Below are 17,515 nucleotides of genomic sequence, written 5' to 3' on the forward strand. Positions count from 1 at the left end.
TATGATAGTGGCGCTTTTTTTACATATCACTACAATGCACAAAAACAAATATTGGAAGACACACAATGAACCTGACACGTAGTTCGCTAAAAAACCCTGCGAGTGTCATTGTTATCTTGGTGCTAATTATGTTGTTTGGCATATTAAGCATTTTTAAGTTGCCGATTCAATTAACCCCTGATATTGAACAACCGCAAATTACAATTTTCTCTGGTTGGCGACAAGCTGCACCCGAAGAGATTGAATCGGTTATCATTGAGCCCATTGAAAATGCAGTTAAAAATACACCTGGCGCATTAGAAGTAAATACCAATATCAACCGAGGTAATGGCGCTATTACGCTAACCTTTGCTGTTGGCCAAAATATGCAACAAGCCATGCTTGATGTATTAACCAGCCTTAATCAAGCTCCCCCTTTACCTTTAGACGCATTCGACCCTGTTGTATTCGCTGGCGGAAATAATGGTGAGGCGGCAGCAACCTTACTGATCACACCTAAAGATTATCAATCGGATAGTTTAGATTTTGATATGTCGCAGTTTCAAAAACAAATTGATGAGTTTATCGAACCACGATTAGCGCAAATTCCAGGTGTTGCGCGGGTGGATCTGGCCAGTGAACGCCCGAAAGAATTGCGTATTACGTTTGATCCGCATAAAGCAGCAGCCTTAGGAATAAGCCTAGATAAAATTAGTAACGTACTTGCCAGTTCACGAGATACTTCAGGTGGCTTAGCTAATGTAGGTAGGCGCCAATATACAGTGCGTTTTACGGGACAATATGACTTATCTAGCATGGCACAAATGCGCGTTGGTTACTCAGATGATAGGCCTATTTATTTAGGCGATATAGCCAGTGTTGAACGGACTTACTCTGACCGCTTAGGTATGAGTGGACGTAATGGAAAACCAGCCTACTACATCCGTATTTCTCGCGCTAATAAAGCCAATACGGTTGCGTTACTTGACGATATTAATCTAGCAATAAAAGAGCTAAATGAAGGGCCGCTGGCAGCGAATGGACTCTCTATTGAGCTTAGTTTTGATGCCTCGGTGCATATACGCAATGCACTGTCGTTAGTTAAAAGTAACTTAGGCCTTGGCGTTATTTTGTCTTGCTTAATTTTATGGTTATTTTTTAGAGGCCTGAAAGCTACTTTAGTGATTGCAGCGACTATTCCAATCTCATTGATGGTGGCATTTTTAGCGCTTAATGTTTTTGACCGTAGTCTAAATGTTATATCACTCGCGGGTCTGGCATTTGCTGTTGGCTTAGTGTTAGATGCGGCTATTATAGTACAAGAAAATATCGCCAGACTTCGCGCTGAAGGCCTAGATAATAAAAAAGCGGCGCTTAAAGGAGCGGCCCAAGTTACTGGGGCGTTATTTGCATCAACAACAACGAGTGTTGCAATATTTTTACCTATTTTATTTATGGCTGGTATTGAAGGGCAATTGTTTTCTGATTTAGCACTGACACTCTCTGTAGCGGTTATCACATCAATGATATGCGCAATTACACTTATCCCATTAGCGAATCATCTATGGCCCGATGCGCAAATCAAAGCGGACCCATATCATTACTATTGGCAAAAGCTCAGTAATTTTATTATGAAGTTAACGAACACTCGCGTTAAGCAAATTATGTGGATTATCGTATTACTTGGCGGCTCAGTGATAGCAACATTAACTATGCTACCGAAAACCGATTTTATGCCACGCGCGCCTACTGATGGCTTCTTTTTCAATTTGGTCACGCCACCAGGTGGGAATGTGCAATTTATGGAAGAAGAGCTCTTACTCAGAGTTAAAAAACGACTCATGCCCTACTTCAATGGCGAAAAAGAACCTGGTATTAAAGATTTTAATTTTTATGCTTTTGGCTCAAATGCAGGTGGCTTTATTTACTCAGCCGATCCACAACGAGTCGAAGAGTTAATGAAAGTAGCCAAAGAAGAGATTTTTATTGATTTACCCGACACGCAAGTATTTTTCTTTCGTGGTTCAATGATCCAAGTTGCAAACGGTGGTGATGGCCGCGATATCAATATTGACCTAACCGGGCCGAACATGGATGACTTAGTTAATGCAGCACAAATTGCACTAAACGCCGTCAATGAAGTTCTACCAGATGCTACCGCCCAGCCACAGCCTCGTCTTGATATGGCTGAACCTGAACTTAGACTAACACCTAATGATCGCCGTATTACCCAAGCAGGCCTGACTCGTCGAGATGTATCGCAAGCAGTACAAGCATATACTGGTGGTTTATTTGTGAATGAATATTTTGATGGTAATGAACGCATGAATGTCATTTTACGAGGCATTCCTTGGCAAACCCCAGAAGAACTAAAAGCACTGCCGATTGTTACCCCACAAGCAGGTATACAAACCCTTGGCGAGCTTGCCAACATTGAACGTACTGTGGGACCCACTCAGTTACGTCGGGTAAATGGTCGCCGTACAGTGAGCATAGTCGTAACTCCACCTGCTGATATGAGCTTACAACAAGCGCAAGCAATTTTAAGCGAACAGGTAATGCCTAAAGTCAGAGCTAGCCTGCCAAGTAATGCGGGAGCAATATTGGCTGGCAACGCACAAAAAATGAATTCGGCGATGACCGAAATGGCGCTGAATTTTGTGTTGGCGTTGTTTATTTTATTTTTATTAATGACAGCACTGTTTAAATCCGCAAAAGACAGTGCGTTGGTTTTACTGGTTATGCCTCTAGCCATTGCTGGTGGCGTATTAGCGCTGTTTATTTTAAACCTATTTACTTTTCAATCGCTTGATTTGCTCACCATGATAGGGTTTATCATTTTGTTAGGGTTAGTAGTTAACAATGCCATATTATTAGTGGATCAAACTAAGGTAGCGATGACATCAGGTTTAAGTCGTGAGGCGGCGGTCAAACAAGCGATATTACTAAGGGCAAGGCCTGTTTACTTAAGTACACTTACGAGCTTATTTGGCATGCTGCCATTGATGCTAATGCCCGGTGTAGGCTCTGAAATTTACAGAGGGCTTGCAACCGTTATAGTCGGTGGTATGGCGATCAGTGCGTTGTTCACTCTCATTTTAATGCCTAGTTTGTTACAACTAGGCCGAAGCACACCGCCTGCGTCAAATAATCAATCAGTAAACAATACAGCAAAAAGTTTAGCTACAAGCCAATGAATATAGAGAATCTAATCATGAATAGAATTAAACTAGCCATGCAGTCTTTCATCCTATGTAACTGTTTATTTATAGCACCTGTTTTTGCCGTTATTCCTGTGACTGTTGCACAGGTCACTAAAGCGCCGTTAACCAGTGAAATAGAAGTTAATGGTACGCTGTTTGGCAAAGACGATGTTACTTTAACAGCAGGCATTAGTGGCCGTCTTATCTATGTTGCCGAGCCTGGCAGCGTGATTAAGAAAAATGATATTTTAGTTCGTATGGATACCTTACCTTTAGAATTAGATAAAGCACGCCAAGAAGAAATGCTCAATCGCGCTAATATTAATTTACGTTTATATCAACAAGACCTAAAACGCTTAAAAGAGTTAGAAAAATCTAGCAGCGCCGCACTAAGCCAAGTAGACGAAGTGCAAAATAAGCACGATCTGGCTCGCTCTGACATAGCACTTGCGAAGATCGAACTTAAAGTAATCGATGACAAACTAACAAGAGCAACTATTCGTGCGCCATTTGCTGGCGTTGTAAGCGAGCGCTTTAAGCGCGCAGGTCGTGAAATAAACCGTGCTGATGAGTTACTTACGCTACTTGATATTCATCATTTAGAAGTACGTATATATGTACCCGTTAGATACTTAAAATATTTACGAACAGGCATCGAACTTCCCATTAAAGCGGGTGACTTATCGCAACCAGAAACAGCTGCAGCAATAATAACTGCGGTAATTCCATCTACAGATCCACGCTCTCAGACAGTTGAAATACGCGCCAATTTACAAGCAGATGCACAACACGCTTGGGCAATTGGCCAACTTGTTGATGTAACCGTGCCATTGACCAGCAAAAATCCCGTATTATTGGTAAATCGAGATGCGTTAATCATCCGTAAGCAAGGCATACATGTGGTTAAAATTGATGCGAAAAGTCAAGCGATAAAAATTCCTGTAACCGTTGGCAGTGGAAAAGGGCCACTTGTCGAAGTCTCGCCAATTGCAGATAACGGTTTAAATGCAGGAGATAACGTGGCTGTGCGTGGTGCTGAACGTTTACAAACAGGGCAAGATGTCGAGATACAGATAAAATAATCAGAACTCTAACTAGTAGGCCGTTTCATCCAGCAACTTTTCCCAAAGTTGCTGGGTACAACTCAGTATTTACAGCCAAATCCACTGATATCTATTGGTTTAATTTGTTCGCCTTTACCACTGTGATCGTCATGCTTGATGATTAAGGTATTCGCTTTTTCACTAAATGTGAACGACCCTAACCAATCGAGGGTGGCAATCGGTGTTAAAGTATAAAAGCCATTTTTATCAGTGCATTGATAAGAAAAATAATGCGTTGCTTTGCCAAACGCGCCAACATCCGAGGTATACACACTAATATTCCCCTGTTGCCGGTAGTCGTCGGCTTGAGTGCCAACCACTAGATACAATGCACTAATGATTGCTAGGACAATAAATTGGATCCCTGCCAATATAAAAAAGCTGATATCAAATAATTTAGCATACCAAACTCGGGGCTCGTCATGATGGGGATGACCGTGGCTTGCTAACAAAAAGCCACCGATAGTCACCAATATTAATTTAATCGGCATCATATAAGCACTGAGTAAATACATGCTTTTTGCATTATGCCATTGCAGCCCAAAAGCCGTTGGTATAAATAAACTATCTAGCAACGGCAATAATATCAGCAAGCACGCGATAATAAGTTTTTTATGTTTTAGCATTTATAAGTGATGGCAGTTGATGATAGGTTTGAGTGTACAAATAAAAACCGTGAATAAAAAGCCCGTTAAAGTAACTTAACGGGCTGATATTAATCTTCAATCTTCAATCTTCAATCTTCAAAAAATTAATCGTCTTCGATGTTATCCAAACCTTTGGTGCCGTCTTTGGCTTTTAGTTTATGGTGTATTGCTGATTTTATTAGCATGTAACCGCTGATCGGTGCGGTGATCAATAAGAAAATTGAGATCAATAATTCTTTGACACTAACGCCATCTTGCGTGTTACTAAAAAATACCATCGCGGCGATTAGCATTCCAGCCATGCCAAGGGTTGTTGCTTTTGTAGGACCATGCAGGCGCATAAAAAAGTCCGGCATTTTGATAAGGCCTATCGAGCCTATTAATATAAATGCACCACCGATTAATAATAATATAGAAACTATCCATTCACTGATCATGTTATTACCCTTTATTCGATGATGTCGCCACGTAACAAGTACTTACATACCGCTACTGTACTTACAAAGCCAAGCATCGCGATTAACAGTGCAGCTTCAAAATACAACCCTGTGCCCATACTCATACCGTATAAAATAATTAACGCTATGGTATTAATATACATAGTATCTAGCGCTAAAATGCGGTCAGGTACCGAAGGGCCTACCACCAAACGCCATAAGTTAAGCAGTAACGATAAACCAATCATTGCAAAAACAATTAAAAAGACCGTTTCTAACATTGAAATATCTCCTTAAGAGGTGCTTCGTAACGTTGTTTAATGGTGTCGATCAATGCTTGTTCGTCATCTAAATCTAATACATGAATAAGCAAATAACGCTGCGTTGGTTGCTCACCCTCAGCGAGAGATTCAGGTATCGGATATACCTCTGCACTTACGGTGCCCGGTGTGAGCGATACTGTGCTTGCCAAAATAGTTATAGGCATAGCATGGCTGAGCTCTATTGGTACTTTTACAAACGCGGGACGCAGTTTTTTAACTGGCCCAAGAATAAGCAATGCGACTTGCATATTGGCGGTAATAATGTCGTACATCACGATAATTAACTGCTTTAGCGCTAAACCGGGCTTAATAATAAGCGGTTGCGGTTCGCGAAATGGAAAACTGACTAAAGGAATTAAAATAGCGAATATCACAGCCAACACTATATGACCTGCCGATACGCTGTTATTAAGTAGCAGCCATACGACAAACAATAATGCACTGCGAAAAGGTGTTGGTAACCAACGAAAACGTGATTCTAAACGCATTATAAGCCCCCTCCAAGTACCGTATTGATACCACCGGTAATATCATGCAATTGCGTAGCAGCAGCAATCATATATTCACTTACTGCGCCGCCAAAGATCACTAACAAAGGCGAACAAACTAATAAAGCAATTATTGCCGTGATCTGCAATGGATGCGCTTTTACTCCTTCAGTCGGTTCACAGTCTTGGTGTTTGCGTTCCCAAAACAAGGTAGTACCCGCTCGAGATAATGCGACCAATAATGCAAAGCTGGCAAGCAAGTAAACAGGCCAAAATAGCAATGCTTTTTCGCTATCTAAGGTGGTTTTTAAAATCCACACTTTACCAATAAACCCTGACAGTGGTGGCATGCCGACTACAGCTAAAGCAGCAATAATAAAGCACGTGCCTAATAAGTATGGTTGCGCTACGCCGCGTCCTGGCGCTAAACGATCCGCAACTTTACCACGCTGATGAGCAATCAGGTCGGCCACTAAAAATAAGGCCGCGCACACTAAGGTTGAATGCACTAAGTAATACAACAGCGCCGCTGTGGCATTAATGTTTTGTAATGCGACTAAGGCGACTAAAGTCCCCACCGATACAATCACTAAATTAGCAGTGAGCTTGCGTAAATCTTGCGCGGCAACAACACCAATGGAGCCAACTATAATAGTTGCAACGGCCAAGCCCCACAACCAAGGTTGTGCCATGTGTGCAAGTTGCCCTGCTTCATCACCAAAGATAACGGTATAGACACGCAGCATTGCGTATACACCCACTTTAGTCATAATTGCGAATAACGCTGCCACCACAGGCATTGCACTAGCGTAAGTATTGGGTAACCATAAGTGCAGTGGTAACAATGCGCCTTTTAGCGCAAAAACAACCAGCAGTAATAACCCACCAATTTTTGCAAGGTAGACGTCATCGCCCTGTAACTGCGACACTTTTTGTGCCATATCGGCAATATTCAAGGTGCCTAATACACCATATAAAATACCCAGTGCAATCAAAAAAACACTCGATCCAATCAGGTTTAAACTCACGTATTGAATGGCTGATCGCGTTTTGTGTTTATCACCGTCATGCATTAGTAATGAGTAGGAAGCAATTAACAGCACTTCAAAAAATACAAACAGGTTGAATAAATCCCCTGTTAAAAACGCACCGTTAACACCCAGTACCAAAAAGTGTACTAAAGGATGAAAAAAGCCCCCTTTTTCATCATCTCCCATACAGCTGTAAACAGTAACAGCCAAACCTAGAAATGACGTTAGTAACACCAGTAGGACTGACACTAAATCAGCAACCAGCACGATCCCAAATGGGGCTTGCCAGCCGCCGATGGCATACACAATAATGCCTGACTGGAAAACTTGCCATAATAATAGCGCACTGACGAAAGTGTTTAATAATGCCATGACTACAGAGGTAACACGACGAATAGGAATACTTTTCCCACAGGGAGGTAACAGTAAAATAATGCCGGCAAGCATAGGTAATAAAATTGGCCAAGAAGCTAGATGCTGGATCATTTGTGCTCCTTGTGTTCAATTTTACCTAAGTGACCATCTACATGATCATTGCCTAAATCAGCACGACCACGAATTGCCAAAATCACGACAAAGGCGGTCATTGCAAAACCAATTACAATGGCAGTCAAAACTAAAGCTTGCGGCAGCGGATCGGCATAGTCAGTGCCAGTACCAAGCACGACGGCTTTATTAATAGTTAAGCGCCCCGCAGAGAATAAAAATAAGTTCACTGCGTATGACAGCATCGTTAACCCTAATACTACCGGAAAAGTCCGTGCTCTTAGGATCAAGTACACCCCACAAGTCACCAATACACCAACGCATGAAGCGTATAACAGTTCCATTAAATATTTACCTCTTTCTTAGGTGTATCTGCGGTTAACTTACCTAGGCTTGCGAGTATCATTAAGGTCGCGCCGACTACGGTCATGTAAACACCTAAATCAAATACGATGGCACTGGCCAGTTCTACTTTGCCGATAAATGGCACATCAAAATATTCAAACCAAGTGGTTAAAAACGGTCGTCCAAATGCCCAACTTCCTAGCCCTGTTAACATTGCAATGGCGATACCCGAGGCAATGATCTTTCGATAGTTCACATCAAAGCGCTCAGAGATCCAAATTGAACCATGAGCCATATACTGCAAAATAAAGGCAATTGCAGTGACTAACCCGGCAATAAAGCCCCCACCAGGTAAGTTATGACCGCGCAAAAAGATATACGCAGAGACTAATAACGCCAATGGCAATAAACTTTGTGAAATACTGGCTAATAACAGTGGATGACGTTCTCGCGCCCAAGGGCGACCTTCACTGTCGCTGGCTGGCATAAACAATGGTAAATTAGTTAATACTTTATAAATACCTAACGCTGCAATACCCAGTACCGTGATTTCCCCTAGGGTATCAAAGCCCCTGAAATCAACCAAAATAACGTTTACGACGTTGGTACCGCCTCCGCCAGTTTTTGCATTGGCGATAAAGAAATCTGAAATTGACTCAAGCGGACGCGTTAATAATGCATAACAAATACTGGCAATAACCACCCCCACTGCTGAGGCAATCCCTAAATCACGTAAAATACGTAATGAACTCGACTCTTTAGGTGTGCGTTGCGGTAAGAAGAATAATGCCAGCATTAATAAAATGACTGTCACTACCTCTACGGTTAACTGTGTAAGCGCTAAATCGGGCGCTGAGAAGCGAGTAAATGCCACTGAAACCATTAACCCTACGATTGATATCATCAATAACGATACCATCCGTGAGCGATGCCAAATCACAGTGCTAATGGCACCGATGATCATTAAACCTGCACCAATGGCATTATGAAAATCGATCGGCGTACGTGGCGCAGTACCCGCCAAAGCGTTCATTTCAAACAATGGCCAACCAGCACACAACAATACTACCCCCAACATCACAACAATGTAACGTTGCAGAGAACCATTTTCGGTGCTGCTGATTTTTTCTTGACTCCACTTAATGATCGCATAGACAAACCGCTCAAAGGTTTTTTTAGCATTTAATGGAGGTAGTGATGCTTGAAACTTAAATAAGTGCTTACGCTGAATATATATAAATACACCGCCCACGACAGCCATCGCACTCATAAGCAATGGTAAATTAAAACCATGCCAAATTGACAGTTTAAACTGTGGTGTCGCTTCCCCAAGAACTGCTAGCGACGCCGCTGACAAAATACCATCAACCACAAAGTTTGGAAACATACCGACTAGTAAACACAACACAACTAGTATTTCGATTGGCACACGCATATAGCGAGGAGGCTCATGCGGTGTTTTTGGTAAATTGATTGGGTCGCCATTAAAGAATACATCGTGAATAAAGCGTGCCGAATATGCCACAGAAAAAGCAGCCGCTAGAGTTGCTAATACAGGAATAAGCCACGACATAGAACCTAGTATTTGTTGATGTAAGGTTTCTGCAAAAAACATTTCTTTTGACAAGAAACCATTTAATAGCGGCACCCCAGCCATTGCCGCTGCAGCAACCATTGCCAGTGTCGCTGTATAAGGCATAAATCGCCACATACCATTGAGCTTACGCATATCTCGCGTACCAGTTTCATGGTCAATAATACCGGTGGCCATAAATAATGACGCTTTAAACGTTGCATGGTTAATAATATGAAATATTGCCGCTACTGTGGCAAGTTCAGTATCTAACCCAAGTAATAAAGTGATCAAACCTAAATGGCTAATGGTTGAATACGCCAGCAGCCCTTTTAAATCATGCTTAAATAAAGCGATGTAGGCGCCGACCAATAACGTTGTTAAGCCGGTCATGGCAACCAAAATAAACCAGATATCTGTTCCAGCTAACGCTGGATAAAAACGTGCAAGTAGGAAGATACCGGCTTTTACCATAGTCGCTGAATGCAAATAGGCACTCACTGGCGTTGGGGCTGCCATTGCGTGCGGTAACCAGAAATGAAATGGGAATTGAGCTGATTTAGTAAATGCACCTAGCAATACCAACACTAATGCAACTTCGTATAAGTCATGTGACTGGATCAATGTTTTGCTAGCTAAAATAACGTCTAGATCATAGCTACCAACAATATCACCAAGCAGTAGTAAGCCGCCTAGTAGAGCTAATCCACCGGCTCCAGTGACTGCTAATGCCATACGTGCCCCTTTGCGGGCCTCTGATTTATGCCACCAAAAACTGATTAACAAAAATGAGCTAATACTGGTTAATTCCCAAAACAGCCATAGTTGAATCACGTTATTCGACATCACAATACCGAGCATTGCAGTCATAAACAGCATTAAGTAACAGTATAATTTTGGCATCGAGTCATTATTACTTAGGTAATAACGGGTATAAAAAATAACCAGCAACCCGATCCCTAAGATCATAAAGATAAACAATAAGCTTAAGCCATCTAGGCGAAAAGCCAGCTCCATACCCAGCGCTGGTATCCATTGTGTGGTAAAGCGAATTGTCTCACCCGCTAAAACCGCTGGCGTGTGATAAATCGCAATTGCTAAGGCGCATAAAGGCGCTAGCATAGTTAAGCTCGTAGATTGATTACGAGTCAATTTGCCGGTGCAGGAAGAAATAACACTGCCAATTAAGGATAACAGGGGTATCCAGAGCAAAGTCATAGAGAGAAACCTTTTGAAGTCATAAGAGTATCAATACACTGCTAGTTAGTTTTAGTTTAGTACTGGTCATTTCGGATGGTTTTAATTTTAGCTTCAATAAACGCTTTATAGATATATAGTTATACTGATCAGCGACGATTTTGTCTATAGTAAGCCCTTCTACCTGCTGTTATTTTGTACTATTTTAGTGCTGACAGCATATTATTTACAACTTTATCCCTCAATATTTTTTTTTTGTCATTTTGTTTATAAAGTTCATAGGTGCTTTAAATTGCTGAAAATAGTCGCTAAATCGTAGTGGTTGATAGCTCGGATCAGTAATTTGTTGCAACCATAATTGTTGATAATGCACTGACAAAGGGATTTGTTGATATTGCATTATTGACCAGTTATGACTTGGTTTATATGCTTTAATTGGTGTTTGACAGCTATCACTTAGCTGCCAGCCAGCCGGTGGTGTAAGATCATTGGCAATAAAAAGGTTCGGCGCCACCAAGCCTTTTTGATTACATAGCCACGCCTGCTTCGCTGCGGGTAACGGATACTCATCTTCAAAGCCGTTAAAGTGCATCAGCTCATGTAAAAATAAACCGTAATAACTCGCCGAGTTTAAGTGCATTATGCCACCTTGCACATTGCCTGAGCCAGTTGCGGTCATCATCACTATAAAATCAAAGCCCGTTGGCCAAGCTTTATTGTGAGCTAAAGGCTGCCAATCACATTTAGCGGCATGTTGCGGCTGTTGTTGGCAGTTTATGGAGTCCCCTAAATAAATAGGCTTACTAAAACAAAAGCTGCCTGAGCTCGGTTGGGGGTGTTGTTGATAACGAATTTTAAATGCATTAAGTTTTGCTAAACCTTGGCGATGATCTGTCATCATCAACACATTAAACTGACACTGCGGTTGCGCTTGCAGCTGTGAAAAGGATAATAAAAATCCCTCATGACTGGCAAAGCTTTGGTCAATACTCGCCGGTGTGGCGCCATGGTGTAATTTTAATTGTTCTGCCGCATGACTTGCAGGCAACAGGTGTTGCTCTGCCAGTGATGTTAAATCATCCCAACGTTCTGATTGCAGTAACAATGTACTGAGTCTGCGGCGTTTATCAACACTTTGCTGAGCCACGCTAACACGCCAAAAAGGTAAAGCAGATTGTGCTTGATCATTTGTTAGTAACCGCAGTGCCCAAGCAAATTGTGCATCCGTAACAGCATTTATAGCTAATAAGTATAAAGTAGCATCAGTCAATGAATTAAGCTGAGCATTAAAATCGTCAATAAAACGATAATAACTAATAAGAATAGAATCTGGGGTATGTTTTACATGCCAAAAGGCAATATCGCGATGCTGATTAACTGAGCTTGGTAAATATCCCAAACTCAGCATAACAACAACGCTAATAAATAATTTAACTGTCGTTTTCACCAGCCATTAACTCAAGCTCTAAACGGGCATATTTATATTCCACAAACTCATGCACATTGGTGGCAAGTGCTAAACGAAAGAAATCTGCGGCTTGATAATCAAGCCCTTTAGCTTGATATATTTTAGCTAAATAAAAGTAAGCTTCGCATAGCCGCTGCGCATATTCTTGTTCAGTTTTAACACCATCGGCAAGACTTGTTAAAAAGCTCTGCTCGCTCATATCGCCCAAATAAAGTGATATTAAACTATACGCCCATTGGCTATCATCCAGCCCTTGTGCATTGCTTTTTAAGTTTGCTAAAGCTTGCACAGGATCAGCGCTTGCTTGCGCTAGATAAAGCCATAACACCCGGTAAGGATCACTTGGCGAACGAGATAAAAACTCTTTAAGATCAGCTGCTGCAAGATTTGCTCTATCGCCATAGTAAAGAGCAATACCACGATTTAAGTAGGCATATTCGTGTTGCTCATTGAGTTCTAACGCTGAATCAAAAAATTCATAGGCTTTTTCAAATTGTTGCATCAAGGTATGGTGAATACCTAAAAAGTTATACACTTCGGCTAAATCGGGCTTCAATTGCACAGCACGATTAAAATCAATCCGCGCCAAGGTAGACATACCTAAACTATCAAATAATACGCCACGGTCATAAAATAACTTTGCTTGTTGATCTGGCGCTAGATCAGCACGATTTAATAATTCAGAATAACGAGCTATCGCTATTTCACTACGAAAATCAGACGCTAAAGGCGCAGTGAAAGGCACATTCACAATCGCAGTCGGTTGTGCTTGCGAAGTAGATTGACAGGCGCTTAAAGACAGAATAGCAAACGATGCCAAGGCTATGTGTTTAAGTATCATTAAAATCCTTTATACCAAGATAAGTAGCAAACTGATAGGACAAGTGCTATCCAAAGAGGTTTCATTAAAGCATAAAAAAAGAGGCTATACAGCCCCTTTTTATATTATCCAGAGAATATCTGGATTAAATATCAACAATTAAGCGTCAGTTGGTGCATCGGCTGCGGCAGCTGCTGATTCCATTGCTTCTTTGATACTTAAACGTACACGACCTTGACGGTCTACTTCTAGTACTTTAACTTTAACTTCTTGACCTTCAGATAGGTGATCTGTCACGTTATTTACGCGCTCAGTACTGATCTGAGAGATATGCACTAGGCCATCTTTACCAGGAAGAATGTTTACAAACGCACCGAAATCAACGATACGTACAACTTTACCTTCGTAGATAGTACCTACTTCTAGTTCAGCTGTTAATTGCTCAATGCGGCTGATTGCATTTGCTGCGCTTTCACCGTCTGTTGCTGCAATTTTGATTGTACCGTCATCACCGATTTCAATCGTAGTACCTGTTTCTTCAGTAAGTTGACGAATAGTTGCGCCGCCTTTACCGATAACTTCTGCGATTTTCTTCTGTGGTATCTTCATAGTGTAGATACGTGGAGCAAACATTGAAAGCTCTTCAGATGGAGCAGAAATCGCTTCGTCCATCACACCTAAGATGTGTAAACGTGCAGCTTTTGCTTGTTTAAGCGCAATTTGCATGATTTCTTGAGTGATACCTTCAATCTTGATATCCATCTGTAGTGCAGTGATACCTGCAGCAGTACCAGCTACTTTAAAGTCCATGTCACCTAAGTGATCTTCATCACCTAAGATGTCAGAAAGAACTACGAATTTTTCGTCTTCTTTAACTAGACCCATCGCGATACCCGCAACAGACGCTTTAATTGGCACACCCGCATTCATAAGTGCAAGTGAAGTACCACATACTGATGCCATTGAAGATGAACCATTTGATTCAGTGATCTCAGATACAACACGGATTGAGTAAGGGAACTCAGTCAATGTAGGCATTACAGCTTGGATACCGCGCTTAGCTAGGTTACCGTGGCCGATTTCACGACGCTTAGGAGAACCTACAAAACCAGTTTCACCTACGCAGAACGGAGGGAAGTTATAGTTAAGCATAAAGTGGTTTTTGTGCGTCCCAGTTAAATCATCGATTAACTGTGAATCACGTTCTGTACCAAGTGTAGCTGTTACAAGTGCTTGTGTTTCACCACGCGTAAAGATTGCAGAACCGTGAGTACGTGGCAATACGCCAGTCATTACGTCAAGTGCACGGATCATATCTGGTTCACGACCATCGATACGTTTTTCGCCAGCAGTGATGCGCCCACGTACGATTTTCTTCTCAAGAGAACCAAATACTTTGCCAACTTCTTGCTTGTCTAGTGACTCGCCTTCAGCAAGCTCAGCTGTTAATACAGCAACAACTTCGTCTTTAGCTACGCCAAGTGCTTCTTTACGAGCCACTTTATCAGTGATGCGGTAAGCTTCGCCTACTTTATCAGCTGCGATTGCTGCTACTTTATCTTCTAAAGCAACGTTCTTTTCAGGTGCTGCCCAATCCCATGTAGGTTTGCCAGCTTCTGCTTTGAATTCGTTGATTGCGTTGATGATAGCTTGAGATTGCTCATGACCATATACAACCGCACCTAGCATAACGTCTTCTGCAAGTACGTCAGCTTCTGATTCAACCATAAGTACTGCGTTATCAGTACCAGCAACAACTAAATCAAGTTGGCTTTCTTCAAGCTCTTTTAACGTTGGGTTAAGTACGTATTCGCCGTTGATGTAACCAACGCGCGCTGCACCAATTGGACCACTGAATGGGATACCAGAGATAGCAAGTGCTGCTGAAGTACCGATCATCGCAACCATATCAGGTTGAATTTCAGGGTTAACAGAAACAACAGTAGCAATAACTTGTACTTCGTTTACAAAACCATTTGGGAAAAGTGGACGAATTGGACGGTCAATAAGACGTGCAATAAGTGTTTCACCGTCGTTTGGACGACCTTCACGCTTTAAGAAACCACCAGGGATACGACCTGCAGCGTACATACGCTCTTGGTAGTTAACTGTTAGTGGGAAAAAATCTTGGCCAGGTTGTGCTTCACGCTTACCAACAACAGTAACTAATACTGATGTGTCGCCAATACTTGCTAGTACTGCGCCGTCTGCTTGACGAGCGATTGCACCGGTTTCTAGGGTAACTGTATGTTGACCTAGTTGAAATTCTTTAATAATTGCTTGCACTTAAAATGTTCCTTAAATGTGTTCTAATAAGTTGCCATCAAAGTACCAATTACAGTACATAATTGTATTCAGTTGGAAATCAATTAAGTACTACAATTGGCAATGATGTGAATAAGCGTAGATAAACCTTTTTATCTACGCGCATAGTATATAACAAAGTAATGCAAAATTGCGAGCTTAGTCCCTAGATAAAAGTGGTGATAATAGGCGCGCTAAAAAGTGTGCTTTGCTGTCACTAACTATGTGGCTTTTATTTGATATTTCAAGAGAATTAATTGTTGTGGACAGAGAGAGTGAGAAATTTCAGGCACAAAAAAAGGAGCTATAAAGCTCCTTTCTATGTAATCTAGTTCTTAGCGACGTAGGCCAAGTTCTTGGATTAACGCAGTATAACGTGCAATGTCTTTACCTTTAAGGTAATCAAGCAGTTTACGGCGAGTGCTTACTTTACGAAGCAGACCACGACGTGAGTGGAAGTCATGCTTGTGATCAGCAAAGTGACCTTGAAGCTTGTTGATATCAAAAGTAAGAAGTGCAACTTGTACTTCAGGTGAACCAGTGTCGCCTTCTGCACGTGCGAATTTTGCGATGATATCGATCTTTTCTTGATTGCTTAGTGACATAGTAACTCCAAAAATAAAATTTAAAAGGTGTCTTAGCCGATCACTAATTCAGCCAAAACGATTAGCGGGCGTATTCTACCAGCTACGGCAATAACTACAAGCTAAACTTTACGCTGTTGTTTCTTGCTGATTTGATAAGCCACGTTTTGACTTTAAATGGCCATCAGGATTACGTTCACCAGTGCCAATAAACACACCATCAGCGAGCACTTTAATTGCCCCTTCTGGCAGTTCAATATCAAGTACAACCGCCTGACCATGGCTAAAAGAACTACCTTGCTCTTTACTGAGCTCAACCACAGGTAGACCAACTAATGCGGTGTCCATTGGCAGTAATAGTTCATCAAGATAAGTAGAAGGCGTAAGCTCTTCTTGTTTCGCTTTTACTAATAACGCTTCTAACTGCTCAAGTGACACCATTTTGTCAGCAGGGTAATGCCCTACCGCACTGCGATGCAACATGATCACATGCGCGCCACAACCCAGGTTTTCGCCTAAGTCATCGACGATAGTACGAATATAAGTACCTTTTGAAACATGGGCGGTCATTTGCACTTCGTTATTAGCTTCATCGAACTCATCTAGTGTTAAACTAAATACGTTGATTTTTCTGCACTTGCGAGGTACTTCAATGCCTTCACGCGCATATTTATATAAAGGTCGGCCTTCATATTTTAACGCTGAATACATTGACGGGTATTGATCTGACTCACCTAAAAACTTAGCAATTTCTTCGCTAAGTTGCTCAGCCGTCACATTGACATCTTTAGTACTGACAATTTCACCATCAGAATCTGATGTTGTCGTACGTTCACCTAATTTAGCGCGAACTACATAGGTTTTGTCAGTATCGAGTAAAAACTGAGTAAATTTAGTCGCTTCACCAAAACAGATAGGCAGCATACCCGTTGCAAGCGGATCAAGGGCACCGGTGTGCCCCGCTTTTTGTGCAAAATACACACTTTTAGCTTGCTGTAGCGCTTTATTTGATGAAATGCCTATTGGTTTGTTTAACAACAAAATACCGTCAACTGGACGGCCTTTACTGCGCTTTGCCATCTGTATTAGTGCCTTCTTCGCTGTCTGTTTCGTCGATATGCTCTGCATCATCTACGCTATCAACTTCGTCATCTACATGCTTTGCTTTATCTTCACGAATAATAGAATCAACAAGGTTTGAAATACGCATGCCTTCCATCAGTGAATTATCAACCACAAACTTAAGCTCTGGCATAATACGGGCACGAATGCGTTTGCCAAGTAGTGAGCGAATATAACCGGTCGCTTCATTTAATACTTTAGCACTTTGCTTTGCAGCATCTTCATCTTGGGTGTTAAACACAGTAATAAAGATTTTTGCATAAGATAAATCACGTGATACTTCTACAGCAGATACTGTAACCATACCTAAACGTGGATCTTTAATTTCGCGTTGTAAAATCACCGCAATTTCTTTTTGAATTTGCTGAGCAACACGATCAGTGCGAGAAAATTCTCTCATTTCAC

At 41.6% G+C, this 17,515-nt stretch carries 15 protein-coding genes; 2 read left to right on the forward strand and 13 right to left on the reverse strand.

Annotated features, from left to right (window positions below):
• Positions 1-65 precede the first annotated feature (65 nt).
• A complete protein-coding gene (locus tag H5186_RS13175; RefSeq protein WP_149982999.1) occupies positions 66-3,176 on the forward strand; it encodes an efflux RND transporter permease subunit in 3,111 nt (1,036 codons plus the stop codon).
• Between the two features lie 17 nt (positions 3,177-3,193).
• Positions 3,194-4,264, forward strand: coding sequence for an efflux RND transporter periplasmic adaptor subunit (locus tag H5186_RS13180; protein ID WP_257326219.1), 1,071 nt, complete (start codon positions 3,194-3,196; stop codon positions 4,262-4,264).
• Positions 4,265-4,326: 62 nt separating this feature from the next.
• Here the strand turns inward: H5186_RS13180 and H5186_RS13185 are convergent, their stop codons facing one another.
• The 13 genes from H5186_RS13185 to rbfA form a co-directional block, all read right to left on the reverse strand.
• Positions 4,327-4,911, reverse strand: a complete 585-nt coding sequence (locus tag H5186_RS13185; protein ID WP_145240458.1) for a hypothetical protein — start codon at positions 4,909-4,911, stop codon at positions 4,327-4,329.
• A 125-nt stretch (positions 4,912-5,036) separates the two neighbouring features.
• A complete protein-coding gene (locus H5186_RS13190) occupies positions 5,037-5,369 on the reverse strand; it encodes a Na+/H+ antiporter subunit G (RefSeq protein ID WP_145240456.1) in 333 nt (110 codons plus the stop codon).
• 11 nt (positions 5,370-5,380) lie between these two features.
• The gene (locus tag H5186_RS13195; RefSeq protein WP_016707651.1) at positions 5,381-5,650 is read right to left on the reverse strand and encodes a K+/H+ antiporter subunit F; all 270 of its coding nucleotides are present in this window, start codon (positions 5,648-5,650) and stop codon (positions 5,381-5,383) included.
• A complete protein-coding gene (locus H5186_RS13200; protein ID WP_145240454.1) occupies positions 5,644-6,180 on the reverse strand; it encodes a Na+/H+ antiporter subunit E in 537 nt (178 codons plus the stop codon). Before H5186_RS13200 ends, H5186_RS13195 begins: the two co-directional genes overlap by 7 nt.
• On the reverse strand, positions 6,180-7,697 hold the full coding sequence (locus tag H5186_RS13205; protein WP_182794561.1) for a monovalent cation/H+ antiporter subunit D: 1,518 nt from the start codon (positions 7,695-7,697) through the stop codon (positions 6,180-6,182). Before H5186_RS13205 ends, H5186_RS13200 begins: the two co-directional genes overlap by 1 nt.
• Positions 7,694-8,041, reverse strand: a complete 348-nt coding sequence (locus tag H5186_RS13210; RefSeq protein ID WP_145240450.1) for a Na+/H+ antiporter subunit C — start codon at positions 8,039-8,041, stop codon at positions 7,694-7,696. Before H5186_RS13210 ends, H5186_RS13205 begins: the two co-directional genes overlap by 4 nt.
• Entirely contained in the window at positions 8,041-10,833 is a 2,793-nt protein-coding gene (locus H5186_RS13215) for a monovalent cation/H+ antiporter subunit A (protein WP_149983002.1), read from the reverse strand. The genes H5186_RS13210 and H5186_RS13215 overlap by 1 nt, the downstream gene beginning before the upstream one ends.
• A 220-nt stretch (positions 10,834-11,053) precedes the next feature.
• Complete coding sequence (locus H5186_RS13220; RefSeq protein ID WP_182794562.1) at positions 11,054-12,259, reverse strand: hypothetical protein; 1,206 nt, start codon at positions 12,257-12,259, stop codon at positions 11,054-11,056.
• The gene (nlpI, locus tag H5186_RS13225) at positions 12,243-13,121 is read right to left on the reverse strand and encodes a lipoprotein NlpI (protein ID WP_182718695.1); all 879 of its coding nucleotides are present in this window, start codon (positions 13,119-13,121) and stop codon (positions 12,243-12,245) included. The genes H5186_RS13220 and nlpI overlap by 17 nt, the downstream gene beginning before the upstream one ends.
• A gap of 138 nt (positions 13,122-13,259) precedes the next feature.
• A complete protein-coding gene (gene pnp / locus H5186_RS13230) occupies positions 13,260-15,386 on the reverse strand; it encodes a polyribonucleotide nucleotidyltransferase (RefSeq protein WP_145240442.1) in 2,127 nt (708 codons plus the stop codon).
• 353 nt (positions 15,387-15,739) lie between these two features.
• The gene (gene rpsO / locus H5186_RS13235; protein WP_016707659.1) at positions 15,740-16,009 is read right to left on the reverse strand and encodes a 30S ribosomal protein S15; all 270 of its coding nucleotides are present in this window, start codon (positions 16,007-16,009) and stop codon (positions 15,740-15,742) included.
• Positions 16,010-16,117: 108 nt separating this feature from the next.
• The gene (gene truB / locus H5186_RS13240; protein WP_145240440.1) at positions 16,118-17,068 is read right to left on the reverse strand and encodes a tRNA pseudouridine(55) synthase TruB; all 951 of its coding nucleotides are present in this window, start codon (positions 17,066-17,068) and stop codon (positions 16,118-16,120) included.
• Positions 17,052-17,510, reverse strand: a complete 459-nt coding sequence (gene rbfA / locus H5186_RS13245) for a 30S ribosome-binding factor RbfA (protein ID WP_145240438.1) — start codon at positions 17,508-17,510, stop codon at positions 17,052-17,054. Before rbfA ends, truB begins: the two co-directional genes overlap by 17 nt.
• Positions 17,511-17,515 lie beyond the last annotated feature (5 nt).

It is taken from the genome of Pseudoalteromonas sp. SG41-2 (assembly GCF_014164535.1).
Classification (GTDB): Bacteria; Pseudomonadota; Gammaproteobacteria; order Enterobacterales; family Alteromonadaceae; genus Pseudoalteromonas; species Pseudoalteromonas rhizosphaerae.

Bases quoted from the DNA above. Each gene is read 5' to 3' on its own strand.
- rbfA (WP_145240438.1), bottom strand. From the start codon at position 17,510: ATGAGAGAATTTTCTCGCACTGATCGTGTTGCTCAGCAAATTCAAAAA.
- H5186_RS13200 (WP_145240454.1), bottom strand. From the start codon at position 6,180: ATGCGTTTAGAATCACGTTTTCGTTGGTTACCAACACCTTTTCGCAGT.
- H5186_RS13185 (WP_145240458.1), bottom strand. From the start codon at position 4,911: ATGCTAAAACATAAAAAACTTATTATCGCGTGCTTGCTGATATTATTG.
- truB (WP_145240440.1), bottom strand. From the start codon at position 17,068: ATGGCAAAGCGCAGTAAAGGCCGTCCAGTTGACGGTATTTTGTTGTTA.
- H5186_RS13205 (WP_182794561.1), bottom strand. From the start codon at position 7,697: ATGATCCAGCATCTAGCTTCTTGGCCAATTTTATTACCTATGCTTGCC.
- H5186_RS13215 (WP_149983002.1), bottom strand. From the start codon at position 10,833: ATGACTTTGCTCTGGATACCCCTGTTATCCTTAATTGGCAGTGTTATT.
- H5186_RS13180 (WP_257326219.1), top strand. From the start codon at position 3,194: ATGAATAGAATTAAACTAGCCATGCAGTCTTTCATCCTATGTAACTGT.
- nlpI (WP_182718695.1), bottom strand. From the start codon at position 13,121: ATGATACTTAAACACATAGCCTTGGCATCGTTTGCTATTCTGTCTTTA.
- rpsO (WP_016707659.1), bottom strand. From the start codon at position 16,009: ATGTCACTAAGCAATCAAGAAAAGATCGATATCATCGCAAAATTCGCA.
- H5186_RS13210 (WP_145240450.1), bottom strand. From the start codon at position 8,041: ATGGAACTGTTATACGCTTCATGCGTTGGTGTATTGGTGACTTGTGGG.
- H5186_RS13190 (WP_145240456.1), bottom strand. From the start codon at position 5,369: ATGATCAGTGAATGGATAGTTTCTATATTATTATTAATCGGTGGTGCA.
- H5186_RS13175 (WP_149982999.1), top strand. From the start codon at position 66: ATGAACCTGACACGTAGTTCGCTAAAAAACCCTGCGAGTGTCATTGTT.
- H5186_RS13195 (WP_016707651.1), bottom strand. From the start codon at position 5,650: ATGTTAGAAACGGTCTTTTTAATTGTTTTTGCAATGATTGGTTTATCG.